At 72.9% G+C, this 16624-nt stretch carries 13 protein-coding genes; 6 read left to right on the top strand and 7 right to left on the bottom strand.

The window, feature by feature from the left end; genetic code table 11:
• Positions 1 to 101: 101 nt before the first annotated feature.
• The 4 genes from AC0VYM_RS03345 to AC0VYM_RS03330 form a co-directional block, all read right to left on the bottom strand.
• Complete coding sequence (locus AC0VYM_RS03345) at positions 102 to 3224, bottom strand: sacsin N-terminal ATP-binding-like domain-containing protein (protein ID WP_475458801.1); 3123 nt, start codon at positions 3222 to 3224, stop codon at positions 102 to 104.
• Between the two features lie 224 nt (positions 3225 to 3448).
• Positions 3449 to 4204, bottom strand: a complete 756-nt coding sequence (locus AC0VYM_RS03340) for a DUF3027 domain-containing protein (RefSeq protein ID WP_017544058.1) — start codon at positions 4202 to 4204, stop codon at positions 3449 to 3451.
• Between the two features lie 331 nt (positions 4205 to 4535).
• Entirely contained in the window at positions 4536 to 4919 is a 384-nt protein-coding gene (locus AC0VYM_RS03335) for a cold-shock protein (protein WP_017544059.1), read from the bottom strand.
• 490 nt (positions 4920 to 5409) lie between these two features.
• Positions 5410 to 6171: an HAAS signaling domain-containing protein gene (locus AC0VYM_RS03330; protein ID WP_475458798.1), complete on the bottom strand. Its 762-nt coding sequence runs from the start codon at positions 6169 to 6171 to the stop codon at positions 5410 to 5412.
• 154 nt (positions 6172 to 6325) lie between these two features.
• Here AC0VYM_RS03330 and AC0VYM_RS03325 point away from each other — a divergent pair, with 154 nt between their 5' ends.
• The 5 genes from AC0VYM_RS03325 (at position 6326) to AC0VYM_RS03305 (ending at position 13395) form a co-directional block, all read left to right on the top strand.
• Entirely contained in the window at positions 6326 to 8782 is a 2457-nt protein-coding gene (locus tag AC0VYM_RS03325) for a helicase-associated domain-containing protein (protein WP_475458796.1), read from the top strand.
• A 123-nt stretch (positions 8783 to 8905) separates the two neighbouring features.
• On the top strand, positions 8906 to 10384 hold the full coding sequence (locus tag AC0VYM_RS03320) for a serine/threonine-protein kinase (protein ID WP_475458794.1): 1479 nt from the start codon (positions 8906 to 8908) through the stop codon (positions 10382 to 10384).
• 214 nt (positions 10385 to 10598) lie between these two features.
• Entirely contained in the window at positions 10599 to 11021 is a 423-nt protein-coding gene (locus AC0VYM_RS03315; RefSeq protein WP_475458792.1) for a hypothetical protein, read from the top strand.
• A 57-nt stretch (positions 11022 to 11078) separates the two neighbouring features.
• Positions 11079 to 11621, top strand: coding sequence for a hypothetical protein (locus AC0VYM_RS03310; RefSeq protein ID WP_475458790.1), 543 nt, complete (start codon positions 11079 to 11081; stop codon positions 11619 to 11621).
• A gap of 127 nt (positions 11622 to 11748) precedes the next feature.
• Positions 11749 to 13395, top strand: coding sequence for a DNA repair helicase XPB (locus AC0VYM_RS03305; protein WP_475462918.1), 1647 nt, complete (start codon positions 11749 to 11751; stop codon positions 13393 to 13395).
• A 15-nt stretch (positions 13396 to 13410) separates the two neighbouring features.
• On the opposite strand, the gene AC0VYM_RS03300 is transcribed toward AC0VYM_RS03305, so the two are convergent.
• Positions 13411 to 13647, bottom strand: a complete 237-nt coding sequence (locus tag AC0VYM_RS03300; protein ID WP_378737755.1) for a hypothetical protein — start codon at positions 13645 to 13647, stop codon at positions 13411 to 13413.
• A 200-nt stretch (positions 13648 to 13847) separates the two neighbouring features.
• On the opposite strand from AC0VYM_RS03300, the gene AC0VYM_RS03295 reads away from it, so the two are divergent.
• A complete protein-coding gene (locus AC0VYM_RS03295) occupies positions 13848 to 14819 on the top strand; it encodes a R2-like ligand-binding oxidase (RefSeq protein ID WP_475458787.1) in 972 nt (323 codons plus the stop codon).
• 10 nt (positions 14820 to 14829) lie between these two features.
• Here the strand turns inward: AC0VYM_RS03295 and AC0VYM_RS03290 are convergent, their stop codons facing one another.
• Together AC0VYM_RS03290 and AC0VYM_RS03285 are read right to left on the bottom strand one after the other, a co-directional pair.
• A complete protein-coding gene (locus AC0VYM_RS03290; protein WP_475458785.1) occupies positions 14830 to 15417 on the bottom strand; it encodes an LURP-one-related/scramblase family protein in 588 nt (195 codons plus the stop codon).
• Between the two features lie 11 nt (positions 15418 to 15428).
• Positions 15429 to 16529 carry a zeta toxin family protein gene (locus tag AC0VYM_RS03285; protein WP_475458783.1) on the bottom strand — a complete coding sequence of 367 codons (1101 nt, stop codon included), beginning with the start codon at positions 16527 to 16529 and terminating at the stop codon, positions 15429 to 15431.
• Positions 16530 to 16624: the final 95 nt, after the last annotated feature.

Below are 16624 nucleotides of genomic sequence, written 5' to 3'. Positions count from 1 at the left end.
CCGCTGGTGGGGCGTCGGCGGCGGGGACACGTTCCCGCCCCCGGAGTCCGAGGGGGTGTGCGACGTGCGCCCCACAACGGCACGTCGTCGCCGCGACGCGGCTATTCCAGGTCGGCTTCGGCCAGCAGGTGTGCGGCGGAGGACGGGTCCCGCAGGACGGCCGCGAGCAGGTGGCGGCGGGACCACTGACCGGCCCGCCAGCACAGGGCCCGGGCCAGCCCCTCGGAACCGGAGGCGTGCACCGAGCCGTCCCCGACGTACCACTCCACCTCCACACCGTCCACGGTGAGCTTCTGGTGGTGCAGGTACGTGCGGTCCGCCTCACCGGCGAGGAACAGGGCGGCCTCGTCGGGGACCGCGCGGACACGACCGGCCGAGTTCACCTTCCCCGTGACGCTCTCCGACGCCAGGTCCAGGTCGAGCACGTCGGCCAGCCGCTCGGCGGCCGCCGCCCCGGCCAGCACCAGCGGTCGGTCCGCCACCAGGGGAAGCAGGTCCGGAGAGTCCACCACCACGGCGTCCTCGGCGTCAGCGACCACGATCGCCCCCTCGCTGACCGCGCGCACCAGTGACGGCGGGGAGACGAGGTCGGCGTCGACCTCGGCCAGCGCGGTCCACAGGCGGCGCAGGGCGCCGCGGCTCACGTGCCGGGCGGGGTCGGCCAGGCGGTTGAGCAGGTCGTCCGGGCCGTCCGGGTCCGCGAGCAGGTCGGAGAGGGTCGTGCGGACCCCCAGCGCCCGGGCGAACTCGGGGTCCACGTCGGCGGGCACCTCGTCGTAGAGCCCGGCCAGCGCGGGTTCGGCGTCCGCGGTGCGCAGCTCCACCGGGGCGCGACCGCCCAGGAGCGCCCGGGTCCGCAGCCACCAGGCGGTGTAGGACGGGACGTCGACCACCCGGCCGTCCGGCATGAGCAGGCGGGCGGGCTCGACCACCGCCTCGCGCAGCGGCTCCCGGGAGAGCATCGCCAGGGCCTGCGGCCAGGCGTCGTCCGCGACGTAGTCGAGGTCCGCGACGCACACCAGCTCGGGGACGACCGGTGGGAGCTCGGGGTCGCCCACGCGTTCCAGGACGTCGTCGGCCCAGTCGTCCAGGCCCTCCGGGCCCTCGTCACCGGCTCCCTCGAAGGTCAGCGGGGCCTCACCCAGAGCGGCCTCCTCGGCACGCACCACGGTGAGCTCCCACAGGGCGCCCACGGCCCGCAGGGCGTCGACGCCGTGCCGCTGGACGAGGTCGTCGTGGACCGTGCCGAACGGGGCGTCGTCCACCAGCAGGTCGGCCAGGGGCGCGCCGGGCACGAGGAGTTCGGCGGCGATCGAGTAGCCGTCCTCGTCGTCGCGCAGGGCCAGTTCGGACAGCCAGGGAGCGTCCCGGACCGTCGTGCCGGAGGCGGCCACCAGGTCCAGGACGGCCTCGGAGACGGGTTCGGGGTCCTCGGCGTCCAGGGAGTCCCGGACCGCCGCCTCGGTGCGGGGGTCGGCCAGCACGGTGGCGGCCCCGGCCTCGACCGCGCCCAGGCGCAGCAGCAGCGGGTGGGCCGCCTCGGGGTGCACGACGCGCACGCCCAGGGTGGCGAGGGCGGCGGGGTCGAGCCGGTTGCCGTCGGCGTCCGCGACCCTCGCCCAGTCGTCCGTGGGCACCAGCAGCGAACGCGGCCCCCGGACCAGGCGGTCGTCGGCCAGGGGGACCGGCAGGGAACCGAGTTCGTCGAGGTCGGCGCCGCCGCTCCCCGCGGCGCCCAGGGCCGTGTAGAGGCCGCGCCACCACTCGGGCGCACGCTGGGTGTCCCCGAGCAGGTCAGCGAGGTCGGCCAGGCCCAGACGGCGCACCCGCAGGGAGGCCAGGGCCGGATGGCGCGGGCTCCAGGAACCGGGCAGCAACGGAGGCACGAGGTCGACCAGCAGGTCGACGAGGTCGGCGGCGCCGCTCGCTCCCCCGGTGTCCAGGAGAACGGCGTCGCGCGGGGCGACCGGATGGCCGGCGGCGGTGACCAGGAACGGGGTGTCCCGGAGCGGTTCGGCGACCCGGGTGCGGAAGACCGCGTCCACGGCGCCGCCGCCCACCCGGGTGGCGGGCACGAGGTCGAGGGCGGCGGCGGGGGCGAAGCGGCGCAGCAGCGCGCAGTAGGCGTCGGCCGCCTCCATGAGCAGGAGGTCCGTGGCGGCGCCCGGCTGCACGGAGCGCCGGTCCGCGCCCAGCGGGAACGTGCCGATGAGCACGGCGGGCAGGTCGAGTTCGGTGTCCGTGGGGGTGGGCGCGTGCACGACGTGCTCGACGTCGGCGGGCAGCGTGGCCACACTGCCGTCGGGGGTCACGGGCGCGGCCCAGGTCAGCGACCACGTGGAGCGTTCGCGTTCCTCGGTGGGGCGGTCCGCGAGCAGGTGCGCGGCGAACTCGCCGGAACGGCGCAGCACGCGCCAGGGCGTGACCCGGGTGCCACCGGCGTCGGTGTGGGTGGTGACCAGGTCGGTCCCGTCGTCGCCGGGCGCGCGGGTGAGCGTCCGCTCCTCGCCGTCGACGACGACACGCACCTCGGAGAGCCCCTCCAGGGCGAGGAGCAGCGCCTCCCCCGTGCGGTCCAGGAGTTCCAGGACCCGTTCGCGGGCCCGCTCGTCACGAAGGACCAGCGTGACGACGGTGTCGTAGTCGCCCCCGGGCCGTTCCGGCACGACGTCGGCGCAGAAGGGCAGGCGCAGCATGGGCACGTGCCCGGAGCGGCGGCCCACCTCGTCCGCGAGGTCGGCGTGGGTGCCGTCGGCGTCGAGCAGGTCGGTGACCACGGCGCGGGCCCGCTCGGCGGAGAAGTGCACGGCGGTGCCGCCGGAGTCCACGGTGACGTCGTCGCTGAGGGACACCACGGCGGAGAAGCCGACGCCGAACCGGCCCGCCGAACCGTGGTCGTCGCGTTTGCTGGAGGCCCGCAACGTGGCCAGGGACTCCACGCCCTCCGAGGTCAGCGGGGCGCCGGTGTTGGCGGCGGTGAGGCGGTCGCCGTCCAGGGCGAGGAGGAGTCGGCCGGGAACCCCCGCCCGGCGGGCGGCGTCGGCGGCGTTCTGCGCGAGCTCGACCACCACCCGGTCGCGGTAGCCGCCGAGCGCGAAGTCCTCCTCGGCGTTGGCGTCCTCACGGAAGCGGGCGGGCGCGTCGGCCCACGCCGACAGCACGCGGCGGCGCAGTTCGGCCGTGTCGAAGGTGTCGTCCACCGAAGCGGTCACCGGATCGGCCATGGTGGTCTCCTCCTGCGCTGGGCGCGCGGTCCGATCAGCCCGACACGAGTGTGCCGGGAGCGACAGGGCGAGCTTGGTGGTAGCTCGACCCTAGCCCACGACCGCGGCGGTTCGGGTCCGGGCGGAGCGCGTGGCGTGCGCGCCGGGGCGCGTACGGGAACGGGCCCCGCCGCGTGTGCGACGGGGCCCGTTGTTCGGGTGGATCGGCCCGTGTGGTCGGCTCGTCAGGAGTCGCTGGAGACCAGTTCCAGTTCCGTGGTGTCGTCGAAGACGATGTGGTCGTACCCCATCTCGTCGACGACCGGTGCGACCGGCTCGTTCTGCGGGCCGGGGCGGCGGACCTCGGAGTGGGCTCCGCAGCCGTGGTCGAGGGACACGACCCTGCCGTCGTCCGGGGCGTACTCGTTGGTGCACACGCCGAACATCTGGCGCAGCTCACCGGCGAGCGGGGTCAGGAACCCACAGGTGGCGCAGGCCGCCGGGGCGGCCGTGGCGATGGGGCTGCGTGGTCCGGGATCGCCGTTGTACCAGCGCTCCGCGGCCTGCTCGCGGCCGACCTCGGAGAGGACCTGGCGTCGGCCCAGTCCCAGCTCCCACACCATCTGCTTGTCCATGCCCTCGGCGTCGAGTTCGCTGTCGGGCACCTGCGCGTAGCCGGGGACGAGACGTTCGTCGTCCTCCTCGGTGGGAAGCAGGTCCCCCACACCGACGTCGCCCGGGCGCAGCCGTTCCTTCCAGGGCACCCAGTTCGGAGCGACCAGGGCACCCTCGCCGGGCAGCAGGACGACCTCGTTGACCGTGACGTCCTTGGCGCGCGAGGCGCGGACGACGGTGACCGAGTAGGTCCATCCCGGGTAGGAGGGGTCCAGGCACTGGAAGTAGTGGGTGACCAGGCGTGTGTCCTCGACCTGGGCGGTGAGGTGCTCACCGACCCATTCGGGTCGCCCGACCTCCGCCGCAACCGAGCGGGCCAGATCCACCGCGTCGACACATGCTTTGTCCGGTACAGGAGAACGTCGAGAAGGGCTCACGTTCACCATTCTCACTGATCGCGGGCACCGATTTGACCATAACGCGGGTCAAGGTTCGGCCGATACGCCCTCTTGACGGAGTCTTGTGCCACCAGAGACGGCGGATACGGGCGATCTGGCCGCTCACCGACCGTGATTCCGGGGGTTCAGGACAGGAAGTCACACGTTTTTTCGGCCAGCAAGCCCCCGGAGCGATCGAAGAGCCCCCGAGACGGCGAAAAGGCCGTGGCGGACGCCGAACACGTCCGCCACGGCCCCTGACCAGGTGCCTCGGGGGCCGTCAGGCCTCCAGGTCGTCGGCGACCACGCGCAGCACGGCGGCGACCCTGGCCGCCTCGCGCTTGTCGGGGTGGTGGCCGCGCCGGTAGCCGTTGGAGACGTTCTCCAGGAGTTTGATGAGGTCCTCGGTGATGAGCACCATCTCGTCGGGCTTCTTGCGCCGCGCCCTGGCCACCGAGTGCTGCGTGTCCAGGAGTCGGACCTGGAGCGCCTGGGCGCCCTTGCGTCCGTCGGCCACGCCGAACTCGACCCGTTGGCCGGGCTTCAGGGTGGTGGTTCCGGTCGGGAGCGAGGTGGAGTGCACGAAGACCTCACCACCGTCGTCCTGGGTGAGAAAGCCGAAACCCTTGTCGCCGTCGTACCACTTGACCTTGCCGGTGGGCACGTAGTGACCTCATGCTTTCACTGACGGGCGCGCGCGACGTCGGAAACGGTGCCGTCCACCTGTTCCCCCGCCCCGGGCGGCCCCTGGTTTCCACGGGTGGTCCCAGATTAGTGCCCGAGGGTCGAACAAGGCGAGGGATTATGGGCGGGGCCGATTCGACGGCGCTCCGCGCTGGTGGAACACGGAACGAGGCCCGGATACGGCTCACCCGGGCCTCGTGGCGTCGACGTCGCCCCCGTCACCGCTGGGTGCGGAGTGTGGGACGGGACTCGGCGGGGTCAGGGACGTCGTCGACGGGCCGGTGCCCGAGCTGGAGGCCGGACCACCTGTCGTGCACCGCCTCGAAGCGACAGCGGCGGTGTACCGACATGACTACCCGACCCACCCCACGGGGATACGCGCCAACGGGCCGACCGGAAAAGGTTATTCCCCAGGGTTTGCCAACCAATGACGGAACGGACCGGTTCGGGGCGTTCGGGCTCCCGACGGGTCAGCTCCTCAGGGACCGGTCCGCGACCCGGGCCGCGCGGGCGGCCTTCGGGAAGAGGTAGAGCACGCACACCAGCGAGGCGACGCCGAGGGCGGGGACCCCGGTGGCGGGCAGGGCCTGCTGGATGTACTGGTCGACGAACTTCGCCTCACCCGTCCACAGGGCCGTGCCGACCACGCAGGCCAGCAGGGGGAGACCCACGCCGACCCACTTGTCCCGGGTGTTCCACACCTGGCTGAGCACGATGAGGGCGGCGCCGAGCACCCACAGGAAGGCCACGTCCCACCACACTCCGGCGAGGACGAGCATGACCAGGGCCACGGCCTCGGGCGGGTGGTGCCGGAGCAGCATGAGGGCGTTGCGGGTCACCCCGGGCTTGCGGGCGACCCGGCCGTCCATGCGCAGGTCGGTCTGGCTGGGCCCCTCCAACAGGGACATGAACCCCTGGTTGGGGCCGCCTCGCCAGGGCGGCGGCGGACGGTCGGCGTGCCGCGGCTTGGGCGGGATCATCTCGTCGTCCTCGAGGTCGACCGCCTGGCCGGTGAGCTCCTCCCGCACGATGTGTTCGGGGGATCCGAAGCCGCGGAGGATGCGCCGCACGGTGTCGACGTCGTCGGCCTCGGCCGCCTCGCGTCGCTCGTCGATGCGCGCCCGCAGGCTGGCGAGATAGGCGGTCCGTTCCCTGGGCGTCACACGACCGTACAGCGCGAGTCCGACCTCGGAGAGATAGTCGAGTACCAATTGTTCCGAGCGCTGGGTCATGGCCCCATATTGGCCCACATTGACCTGCCTTTTAACCCCTCCCCCTCCTTTTCGGTCCGAGAATTCCGCCCACATACGGTTCGACCCGCCGTGATGGGGGAGGCGGGCGGGTGCGGGTGTGCTCCGCCCCGCCCCATCACTTAGCGTTGATCCGATGACCGACTACGCGCCACCCGGGTCCGACCGGGGCACGGGCGGCCCCGACGGCGATCCGCCGGGGCGGCCCCCCACGTTCACTGCCTGGCTGCGCTCACGCTCCGACGACGAGCTGACCGCCCTCCTGGACGCGCGTCCGGACCTGGTGCAGCCGGTCCCGGCCGACATCGGCGCCCTGGCCCACCGCGCGACCTCGCGCAACGCGGCACTGCGCGCACTGGAACGGCTCGACCGGTTCACACTCCAGGTCCTGGAGTCCGTCGTCGCGCTCGGGGACGACCGGCTCTCCGAGCCCGTGGGCGCCCAGCCCGCGGAGCTCGCCCACGGGCTGGGGCTGTCCCCCTCCGGCGGCCGGGGCACCGAACCGCTGGACGCGGCCCTGGACACCCTGCTCTCCCTCGCCCTGATCTGGCCGGACCACGGGCGGCTGCGCCCGGTCCAGGTGCTGCGCGAGCTCCTGACCCACCCGGCGCAGCTGGGACCGCCCGCGCGGGCCCTCCTGGCGGCGCTTCCGCACGAGGCCGTCCGCCGGTTGGCCCGGGACCTCGTCCCGCACAGCACCGCCAGCAGCCCCGTGGAGACGGTCGCCACCGCGTTGTCGGACCCCGCACGGCTCGCCGCCCTGATCGGCCAGGTCGAGGCCCCCGCGCGGCGCCTGCTGGACAACCTCGCCTGGGGACCGCCCAACGGCACCGTCACCGACGCCCGCCGGGAGGTCAGCCTGGCCACGGCGGCCTCGCCGGTCGAGGCCCTCATCGCCCGGGGCCTGCTGGTGGCCACCGGTGACGACACCCTGACCCTGCCCCGCGAGGTCGGCCTGCACCTGCGCTCCGGAGTGCTGTTCCGCGAGGTCGAGACCGCTCCGCCCGCCTTCGAGGGGCGCCCGGTCTCCCCCGAGGCCGTCGCCCGCGCCGCCGCCGGACAGGCCTTCACCGTGCTGCGCGCCGTGGAGGAGCTGCTGGAGCGGTGGACCGAGGAGCCCGCCGCCGTCCTGCGCAACGGCGGGCTGGGCGTGCGCGACCTGCGCCGGGCCGCGCAGGCCATGGACACCGACGAGGACACGGCCGCCCTGTACCTGGAGGTGGTCCGCGCCGCCGGGCTGATCGGCACCGACCACCGGGTCGCGGGCGAGTGGCTGCCGACCCGCGAGTACGACCTGTGGCGGGAGCGCGCCCCGGAGCGCCGGTGGCTGCTCCTGGCCCGGGCGTGGCTGGGTTCGGACCGGGTGGCCTCCCTGACGGGCTCCCGCGACGCGGGCGGTCGCGTGCGCAACGTGCTCGGCCCCGGGCTGGTCAGACCCGCGGCCCCGCAGGCCCGACGGGACCTCCTCACCGAACTGGGCGAGGCCGAACCGGGCCTGGCTCCGAGCGGGGACTCACTCCGGGAGCGGTTGGCCTGGCACCGCCCCCGCCGCCAGTCCCCCGTGTACGCCGACCTGGTGGGGGCCGCCCTGACCGAGGCGGCGGCGCTCGGCCTCACCGGCCTGGGGGCGCTGGCCGAGCACACCCGTCCCCTGCTCGGCCTCGACGAGGACGCCGAGGAGACCGCCGCACGCCTGCTCTCCGCCGAGCTGCCGGAGCCGCTGGACTACGTCCTCGTGCAGGGCGACCTCACCGCCGTGGCGCCGGGGCCGCTCGTCACCGAGCTCGCCCGGGAGCTGGCGCTGGTCGCGGACGTGGAGTCCACCGGGGGCGCCACCGTGTACCGCTTCACCGAGGACTCCGTGCGCCGTGCCCTGGACGCCGGGCGCGGCGTCTCCGACATCACCGAACTGCTGGAACGCCACTCGCGCACCCCGCTGCCGCAGGCCCTGCGCTACCTGGTCTCGGACGCCGGCCGCAGGCACGGCAGACTGCGGACCGGCACGGCCGCGAGCTACCTGCGCTGTGACGAGCCCGCGCTGCTGACCGAACTGGTCTCCGACCGCCGGGCCGCCGACCTCGAACTACTCCTCCTGGCGCCGACCGTGGTGGTGAGCGGCCTGAACCGCGCCGCGCTCACCGAGCGCCTGCGCCAGCTGGGCTACCATCCGGTTCCCGAGAGCGGCGACGGCACGATGCGTCTGAGCCGCCCCGAGGTACGCCGCGCCGAGCCCGACCCCTCGTCCACCGTGGAGGGCGCGCCGACCCCCGAGCTCACCCGGGCCGCCGTGCGCGCGGTGCGGGCCGGGGACGAGGCCGCCACCGTCGCCCGCGTGCCGGTGTCCCTGCCGGAGGGGGGCACCGCCGGGTCCCGGGCCTCGGCGGTCATGGAGGTCCTCTCTGAGGCCGCCGTGGCCGAGCGCCGCGTGTGGATCGGCTACACCGACACCGACGGCCGCCAGGTCAGCCGGATCGTGGAGCCCACCCGCGTGGACGGCGGCTTCCTCACCGCCTACGACACCACCCGCGACGCCGTGCACCGCTTCGCCATCCACCGCATCACCGGAGTGGCCGAGCTCGCCCCCTCCGACTGACGGGTCCGGAACCGCGGGCGATTGGCCGCCATCGGCCACACCTGAGGCAGATCCGCAGCCCCGAAGCGGGGAAGAAGGGATGATCGAAGCGTACGGACGTCCAGCCGCCGGAAGGGGTGCGGAGTGCGAACCGTCGGTCCGAACGACCCCCGGCAGATCGGACCGTACCGACTCACGCACCTCCTCGGTCAGGGCGGCATGGGACAGGTCTTCCTCGGCCGGACCAGGGGCGGCTGGGACGTGGTCGTCAAGATCATCCGACCCGACCGGCTGCACGAGAGCGACTCCAGGAGCCCCGAGTACCGCGCCCGGTTCGCCCGTGAGGCGCAGGCGGCCCGCAGCGTCGGCGGCTTCTACACCGCCCACGTCCTGGACGCCGACCCGCACGCGGAACAGCCGTGGATCGCGAGCGCGTACATCCCGGGGCCCACGCTGTCACGTGCGGTGCGCGACCAGGGTCCGATGTCCCCGCCCTTCGCCCGGCGGTTGGCCGCACGCCTGGCCGAGGGCCTGTCCGCCATCCACGGCCGCGACCTGATCCACCGCGACCTCAAGCCGGGGAACATCATCCTGGCCGACGACGGCCCCAAGATCATCGACTTCGGCATCGCTCGTCCGCTGGACAACACGGCCATCAGCAGTACCGGACGCATCTTCGGCACCCTGTCCTGTATGTCTCCCGAGCAGGCCAGGGGCCAGGAACTCACCCCGGCTTCGGACGTGTTCAGCCTCGGCACGGTGCTCGCCTTCGCGTCCACCGGCGTCAACCCGTTCCAGACCAACAGTGCACCCGCGACCCTGCTGCGCGTGGTCGCCGCCCCGCCCCTGCACGCCCTGGAGGACCTGCCGTCGGACCTCAGGGACACCGTCACCGCCTGTTGGAGCCACGCACCCGAGGAACGTCCCGCCCCGGACGACATCATCACCCTGCTCTACGCGGTGGATCCCGAAACCGGGGACGCTGAGCCCGAGCCGACGATGCCGCAGGTTCCCCCCTCACCAGCAACGAGCAACACGCTGGAGGGGACGACCGCACCAGTACCGGAGGCGGAGTCGGAGCCGGTAACGGAGGCCACTCCCGAGGCGGAGCCCGAAGCGAAGCCCGAAGCGGAGCCCGAGCCGCAAGCGGAGCCCGAGTCCACAGCAATGCGGCACTCGATGGTCCCGCAGGTCTCGCCACCACCGGAAACGCTGGAACGGAGTAGCGAACCGGCCTCCGAAACCGGACCGCGGTCACCGGAACCGACCACCGAACCAGTACCGAAACCGGAGCCGGAGCCCGAGGTCGGGCAGGGGACAGTGCCGGAGGCACGGTCAGAGACGGGACCCGAGCCCGAAGCGGAGGCACAGCCCCACCCAGCGGTGCCGCAGGTCTCGTCTCCACCGGAGATGGTCAACACGCGAGGGCTGGCGGCCGAACCGGACCCCGAACCGGACCCGTCGTACGACCCCGGTCCGGCGCAACGACCCGAGCTCGCGCTCCGACGAGTCGCGCGGGTCCCCCGGACCGATCCCACCGTTGACCCCTCCGCGCTACGGCTCCTGATCGTCTGCGTGGCGGCTTTCATCGTGATCGTGGCGATCTCGCTGATCGCGTCCTGAACATCCTCACCCCGGGGGACCGCGAGTCCGACTCACGGCCGCTGTGCTTCGAAGGGCACCCGCACCGGGTGGAGCCCGTGGTCTTCGCTCCCGATGCGGCCACTCCGGTGACCGCCATCCTCGTCTGGCCGATCGGTTGACGCCTGGCGCGGAGCGTCGAGGGGCGGGCGGGCTAGAGTGGCGTAGGTCGATCAACGACGGCGAGAGACACCCCATGAGCAACGCACCGCTGCCCCCCGGAGCCTCCTCCCCCCGCGACCGGGCGCGCGAGGACCGCGTCCCCGAGGGCCGGGACCGGGCGCCCGAGCGGGAGCGCGACGACGACCGGCGCGAACCGGTCCCCTCGGGTTCGACGGGTGGCGCCAACAGCTCCACCATGGCGCTCATCCTGCACGCGGCGACCGCGCTGTGCTGCATGAACTGGATCTTCGGGATCGCCGGGATCACCTTCGCGGTGCGGGCCGCGCACGCCCGCGACCGGGGCCGCCCGGACCAGGCCGAGGTCCTCACTCGGTACTCCTGGTACTGCCTGGGCGCGGCGGGGGTGATGTTCTTCGTGATGCTGGTGCTGACCTTCGTGATGTTCACCCAGGCGGGGGACTGGATCCAGCAGATCGTCCCCGTGGTCAACTTCTGACCCCGGTTTGGGGCAACGAGTACGGGATCGTCCGCGTCCCACCCGTGTGGGGCGGGTATGCGACCCACAGACACGGTGAACTGCGTGAGGGGGCACGGACCAGCGGTGAACGGTGACCGGAGCGACCCCAGGGCCTTCTGGGAGCGGGGACGGACCTCCGTCCCCGGTTCGGGGCTGCCCGCGAGCACCCCCGCCGCGCGTCCGTCGGCGCCCCCGGGACGGGCGGCCGCGCCGCCCCCGCCCGGACCGCCCGCGTACCAGGCCGTCGCGTCGGCGCCCCGGCCACCGACGGGACCCCCGCCGCCCTCCGGGCCGCCTCCCCGTGTGGGCGGCGCGGTCGCGGCCCTGTTCGTGGCGGTCAGCACGCTGATCGTCCAGGTCCTCGGTGTCTCCCTGGGCCTGTGGTTCTTCGTCCTCTTCGCCAACGTCCCCGGGATCGTCCTGGGTGTGATGGCGCTGACGAAGGTCCCCGACACGGACGCGGTGGAGCGGTACATCCGCTACACGTGGACGTGCACCTTCGCCTACACCGCGTTCTCGGTGGTGTTCCTGCTGCCGGTGATGGTGATCGCGTCGATGCTCCTGTTCCTGGGGGCCTGACCCGCGTCGGCCGGGCGCGCCGTAACGAACCCCACCCCGGCACGGGCATGATCGGAGGGGTTCCCGTGTTGCACCTGGGGCCACCCTCGTCCCCGTGACCGTGCCCGTTCCCGCCGGAAGGCCCCGTGTGTCCTGCCTGATCGTCCAGTCCGACAAGACGCTCCTGCTAGAGATCGACCACGAACTCGCCCCGGAGTGCCGCCGATCCATCGCGCCGTTCGCCGAACTCGAACGCGCCCCCGAACACGTGCACACCTACCGGATCACGCCGCTGGCCCTGTGGAACGCGCGCGCCGCCGGGCACGACGCCGAGCAGGTCGTCGACTCGCTCATCCGCTTCTCCAAGTTCCCGGTGCCGCACTCGCTGCTCGTGGACATCGCGGAGACCATGGACCGCTACGGGCGGCTCCGGCTGGTCGGCGACCCCCGGCACGGCCTGGTCCTGGAGTCCTCGGACCGCGCCGTCCTGGAGGAGGTCGTGCGGGCCAAGAAGGTCAAGGGCATGCTGGGCGAGCGGATCAGTGAGGACTCGGTCTCCGTCCACCCCAGCGAGCGCGGCAACCTCAAGCAGGCCCTGCTGAAGATCGGCTGGCCCGCCGAGGACCTGGCCGGGTACGTGGACGGGGAGGCGCACGACATCGACCTCGCGGACGGCGACTGGGAACTGCGCGGGTACCAGCGCGAGGCCGCCGAGAGCTTCCACGCGGGCGGCTCCGGCGTGGTCGTGCTGCCCTGCGGCGCGGGCAAGACCATCGTCGGCGCGGCCGCGATGGCCATGACCGGCGCGACGACGCTGATCCTGGTGACCAACACCGTGTCGGTGCACCAGTGGAAGACCGAGCTGCTGAAGCGGACGTCCCTGACCGAGGACGAGATCGGTGAGTACTCGGGGACCCGCAAGGAGATCCGACCGGTCACCATCGCCACCTACCAGGTGATGGCGGCGCGCCGGAAGGGCGTGTACACGCACCTGGAGCTGTTCGACGCGAAGGACTGGGGCCTGGTCGTCTACGACGAGGTCCACCTGCTGCCCGCGCCGATCTTCCGGATGACCGCCGACCTCCAGGCCCGGCGCCGCCTCGGCCTGACCGCCACCCTGGTCCGCGAGGACGGCCGGGAGGGCGACGTGTTCTCGCTGATCGGGCCGAAGCGCTACGACGCCCCGTGGAAGGACATGGAGAACCAGGGGTGGATCGCCCCGGCGGACTGTGTGGAGGTCCGGGTGGACCTGACCGAGTCCGAGCGGCTGGCGTACGCGACCGCCGAGCCGGAGGACCGGTACCGGTTCTGCGCCTCCTCGGAGACCAAGACCACCGTGGTGCGCCGGATCGTGGAGCGCCACCCGGAGGAGCAGGTCCTGGTGATCGGCTCCTACATCGACCAGCTCGACGAGCTCGGTGAGCGGCTGGGCGCCCCGGTGATCAAGGGCGAGACCCGCAACAAGGAGCGCGAGCGCCTGTTCGACGCCTTCCGCTCCGGCGAGCTGCGCACCCTGGTGGTCTCCAAGGTCGCCAACTTCTCGATCGACCTCCCCGAGGCGGGGGTGGCGGTCCAGGTGTCGGGGTCCTTCGGTTCCCGGCAGGAGGAGGCGCAGCGGCTGGGCCGTGTGCTGCGTCCGAAGGCGGACGGCCGGACCGCGCGGTTCTACGCGGTGGTCGCCCGGGACACCCTGGACCAGGACTACGCCGCGCACCGGCAGCGGTTCCTGGCCGAGCAGGGCTACGCCTACCGGATCGCGGACGCGGGCGACCTGCTCGCGGAGGAGGAGAGCTGACCCGGTGACCCCGGGTCAGAGCGAGGGCAGGACGCCGATCACGTACGTACCGGCGGCGATGCCCCAGGCGATCAGGGAGTAGGTGAGGGTCCGGGTGCGCAGCAGGCGGTCGCCCCGGACCGAGGGCGCGGTGAAGGCGGCCAACAGCAGGGCCAGGCCGAGCAGCGCGGGGATCACCGAGGCCAGCGCGAACAGCTGGGACTGGGCGGCGCACGCGGCGTAGCCGGAACTGCCGGGATCACCACAGAACACGTCGTCCCCCGATCGGATCGTTCATGCGGTCGTACTCCCCCGACCGTACCGTTTCGGCGGGGCCGGATCGCCGTGTGCAGCGACCGGATCGGATCCGAACCGGGTTCTGAATGCGAGTGACCCAGGACACCTTCAGGGCTTTACACGAACCCCGCCCGTGTCCAATCATGAGGGGCAGTACACCCGACGGAGGTACCCCCATGACCGACGCACCGGCCACCGAGCGCCGCGACGGCTTCCACTCCCTCCGCGGCGGCGGACTCAACTGGGACTCGCTCCCCCTCAGGCTGTTCGCCAAGGGCAACGCGAGGTTCTGGAACCCGGCCGACATCGACCTCTCCCAGGACGCCGAGGACTGGCGGAAGCTCGACGACGAGGCGCGCTCCCGCGTCCTGCGGCTGTGCGCGCTCTTCGCCGCGGGCGAGGAGGCGGTCACCGAGGACCTCCAGCCGTTCCTGCGCGCCATGGCCGCCGAGGGCCGCCTGGGCGACGAGATGTACCTGACCCAGTTCGCCTTCGAGGAGGCCAGGCACGTCCAGGCCTTCCGGCTCTGGCTGGACGCGATCGGCGTCCGGGACGACCTCCACGAGTACGTGGACACCAACCCCGGCTACCGCGTCCTGTTCTACGACGAACTCCCCCGTTCGCTGGACGCCCTCCTGGACGACCCCAGCCCCCGCAACCAGGTGCGCGCCTCGGTCACCTACAACCACGTCATCGAGGGCTCACTGGCGCTGACCGGCTACTACGCCTGGAACCACGTGTGCACCGTCCACGACATCTTCCCGGGCATGCGCCGGATCATCAGGCGGATCGGTGACGACGAGCGCCGCCACATGGCCTGGGGCACCTTCACCTGCCGACGCCACGTCGCCGCCGACGACCGCAACTGGGACGTGGTGAGCGAGCGCCTCGACGAACTGCTCCCCCACGTCATGGGCACCGTCCGGGACGGCGACGTCCCCTCGAAGGACCCGGCCGTCCAGCGCTACGAGCTCCCCCCGGGCGAACTCCTGGAGTACGCGAGCGACCGCGCCCTGCGGCGGTTGGGCGCCATCGAGTCCGCGCGCGGGGTGCCGCTCTCCCGGATCGACCTGGACGCCTCGCCCGAGGAGCTGGAGGAGCGCTTCGGGGAGGAGGACCGCGCCGCCATGGCCCGCCTGGAGAACTGAGCTCCCGGGGTCACCTGCCCTCGCGCAGGACCAGGTCGATCGCGATCGCGGACGCCACCACCAGGGTGCGCAGGGGTTCCGGAAGGGAGGGGTAGCGGTGGTGCAGCGCGTAGCTGTCCGCCGCGGTGAGGATCTCCCCGAGGTCGGGCAGGCTGCGGTCGACCCGGGCCACCTCGTGCGCGTTGTGGTCGTTGATCCGGAAGTCCCGGCTGACGAAGTCGCCCTCGATCGTGCCGATCTGCCGCTTCCACGGGTCCATCAGGGTGAACTTGGCCCCGAAGAACTTCAGGTCCTGCTCGATGCTTCCCACCGGGCGACCGTCGGGCAGGCTCACGCTGGTGGTCGCGGTCATCCAGGACCAGTGCTTCCGGATGACGAGCCGGACCGCGCCGTTGAGGTCGGTGACGTGCACCAGCCTCTCGAAGCCGCCGGTGTTGCGGGAGAGCTGCCGCAGCACCTGCACGCCGCCGCCCGCACCCTGTTCACGCGCCCACGCGATCTGCCGTCCGAACTGGTCGAGGATCTCGTAGTCCGAGACGTCGGCCATGAGGCGTCCGGGCTGGCGGACCAGGAGGGGGCTCGCGGAGAAGATGTCCATGGGGAGCGATCCTAGAGCGCGTCCTCGGCACGCCAGAGTTCGCGTCTGCCCCTCTCGGCCTCCAACGCGATCCGGCCGAAGGGCTCCGACCGCCACCCGCCCTCGCGCCGGTGGTTGGCGTACAACACCTCACCCTCACGGGAGAGCACGTACACCGAGTCCGCGAGGTGGTGGGTCTCCAGGAACTCGACGGTGTTGGGGACGCCCAGGTAGAAGCGGTCGTGGTGGATCTCCGGCAGCCAGCGGCCGAACCCCTGGTCGCGGGTGGCCCGCTCGTGCCGGTCGAAGACCGAGAACCGGCTGTTGGAGGCGTGCGTGGCCACGAAGGCGACCTCCACCCGGTACCCGGCCTCCCGGAAGCCGAGCACCCACCGGGCGGCCCAGTCCGCGCGCCCCAGCGGGTGGCTGCACACGACGTCGTGGCGGCCCCGCCGCACGTACTCCATGGCCCGGTCGTGCACCCCGCCGACCTGCGCTGACACCGACGTGGAGGCGGCCCGGTCGTCGGCGGTCATCGCCCACTCGTAGTCGGGCGAGAGCCGCAGCAGGTCGTCGCCGTCGTAGCTGACCGTCCCCGGAGGCAGCACCGGCAGGAGGAGGCGCTGGAGGGTGGACTTCCCGGAACCGGGCTGGCCCCCGAGGAGCAGCAGCCGGGGGCGTTCGCGCGGGGTCCCGGTGAGCCGGTCGCGCAGCGCGAGGTCGAAGAGGGCGTCCTGCTCGGCGTCGGTGAGCTCGCGGCCCAGGTCGTCCGGGGTGGCGCCCGAGGGGCGCGGCGCGGGGTCGGCGCGGAGCTCACGGAGGGTGCGGGAGAGCACGGCGTTGGCGTGGGCGACCTCGTCGGGTGTCATGAAGGGCAGCCGCGCCTCCTCGGAGAGCAGGAGCCGCGCGCGTTCGACCAGCGACGGGTCCTTCTCCGTACGCGCGAGGCAGGCGCCGATCGCCGCGCTGTGGAGATTGTAGGCGCGTTCGCGTTCCTCGCGGTGTTCCGTGGTCTGGGGCGGCACACCGCCGCTGGAGCTCTCCGCGAGGAGGGGGAGGACGTCCGCCCCGGGCCGCGCGGCCGAGGGGTCGGGGCCCGATCCGGGACCGGTTCCGGAGGGGGAGGGTGCCATGTTCGTCCGCTCTCGCCGTGGCCCGGCCGGTGCGGGCCGTGGGTGTACGGAAGACGAGATTAGTGGCTCAGGTCACCACAGGGCGGCGGTTCTCG

This window comes from Nocardiopsis sp. iso_237 (genome assembly GCF_056173345.1).
This window is presented reverse-complemented; position numbering and strand designations above follow the sequence as displayed.

Excerpts from the sequence above, each read along its gene's own strand:
- AC0VYM_RS03325 (WP_475458796.1), top strand. The coding sequence starts at position 6,326 with ATGACCGACTACGCGCCACCCGGGTCCGACCGGGGCACGGGCGGCCCC.
- AC0VYM_RS03315 (WP_475458792.1), top strand. The coding sequence starts at position 10,599 with ATGAGCAACGCACCGCTGCCCCCCGGAGCCTCCTCCCCCCGCGACCGG.
- AC0VYM_RS03295 (WP_475458787.1), top strand. The coding sequence starts at position 13,848 with ATGACCGACGCACCGGCCACCGAGCGCCGCGACGGCTTCCACTCCCTC.
- AC0VYM_RS03310 (WP_475458790.1), top strand. The coding sequence starts at position 11,079 with ATGCGACCCACAGACACGGTGAACTGCGTGAGGGGGCACGGACCAGCG.
- AC0VYM_RS03285 (WP_475458783.1), bottom strand. The coding sequence starts at position 16,529 with ATGGCACCCTCCCCCTCCGGAACCGGTCCCGGATCGGGCCCCGACCCC.
- AC0VYM_RS03345 (WP_475458801.1), bottom strand. The coding sequence starts at position 3,224 with ATGGCCGATCCGGTGACCGCTTCGGTGGACGACACCTTCGACACGGCC.
- AC0VYM_RS03290 (WP_475458785.1), bottom strand. The coding sequence starts at position 15,417 with ATGGACATCTTCTCCGCGAGCCCCCTCCTGGTCCGCCAGCCCGGACGC.
- AC0VYM_RS03330 (WP_475458798.1), bottom strand. The coding sequence starts at position 6,171 with ATGACCCAGCGCTCGGAACAATTGGTACTCGACTATCTCTCCGAGGTC.